6 tRNA genes and 1 rRNA gene are annotated in these 820 nt (G+C 47.7%); all 7 read right to left on the reverse strand.

Going from position 1 to position 820, the window contains the following annotated elements:
* Nucleotides 1–12: 12 nt before the first annotated feature.
* The 7 genes from ACLBXA_RS29360 to rrf all read right to left on the reverse strand — a co-directional run bounded on the left by ACLBXA_RS29360 (nt 13) and on the right by rrf (nt 667).
* Nucleotides 13–87, reverse strand: a tRNA-Gly gene (locus ACLBXA_RS29360).
* Between the two features lie 29 nt (nt 88–116).
* Nucleotides 117–197, reverse strand: a tRNA-Leu gene (locus ACLBXA_RS29365).
* Between the two features lie 15 nt (nt 198–212).
* Nucleotides 213–288 (reverse strand) — tRNA-Lys (locus tag ACLBXA_RS29370).
* Nucleotides 289–292: 4 nt separating this feature from the next.
* A tRNA-Gln gene (locus ACLBXA_RS29375) sits at nt 293–367 on the reverse strand.
* A gap of 11 nt (nt 368–378) precedes the next feature.
* Nucleotides 379–462 (reverse strand) — tRNA-Tyr (locus tag ACLBXA_RS29380).
* 8 nt (nt 463–470) lie between these two features.
* Nucleotides 471–546, reverse strand: a tRNA-Val gene (locus ACLBXA_RS29385).
* A gap of 5 nt (nt 547–551) precedes the next feature.
* Nucleotides 552–667 (reverse strand): 5S ribosomal RNA (gene rrf / locus ACLBXA_RS29390).
* Nucleotides 668–820 lie beyond the last annotated feature (153 nt).

Consider the following 820-nt stretch of genomic DNA (forward strand, 5'->3'; position numbering starts at 1 on the left):
CATATTGAAAATTGGAGCGGAAGACGGGATTCGAACCCGCGACCCCAACCTTGGCAAGGTTGTATTCTACCACTGAACTACTTCCGCAAGACATGTATGAGTTATTTTATTAAAAGTGCGGGTGAAGGGAGTCGAACCCCCACGCCAAAGGCGCTAGATCCTAAGTCTAGTGCGTCTGCCAATTCCGCCACACCCGCATGTTTTATTAAAAATGGTGAGCCATGAAGGATTCGAACCTTCGACCCTCTGATTAAAAGTCAGATGCTCTACCAACTGAGCTAATGGCTCTTAATGGCTGGGCTAGCTGGATTCGAACCAGCGCATGACGGAGTCAAAGTCCGTTGCCTTACCGCTTGGCTATAGCCCAATAATTAAGAATGGTGGAGGGGGGCAGATTCGAACTGCCGAACCCGAAGGAGCGGATTTACAGTCCGCCGCGTTTAGCCACTTCGCTACCCCTCCGACATATATGGTGGAGGATGACGGGATCGAACCGCCGACCCCCTGCTTGTAAGGCAGGTGCTCTCCCAGCTGAGCTAATCCTCCATTTTGCCTGGCAACGTCCTACTCTCACAGGGACAAGGTCCCAACTACCATCGGCGCTAGAGAGCTTAACTTCCGTGTTCGGTATGGGAACGGGTGTGACCTCTCTGCCATCATTACCAGACTGTATTCATTTAAGACAAGAATCATTTTAACTTATTTACTTTTGAAAGTCAACAAGTTTTTATATTCTTTCAAAACTAGATAACATTGCTTCATATTATATGGTTAAGTCCTCGATCTATTAGTATTCGTCAGCTCCACATGTCACCATGCT

It is taken from the genome of Bacillus sp. D48C (genome assembly GCF_053345735.1).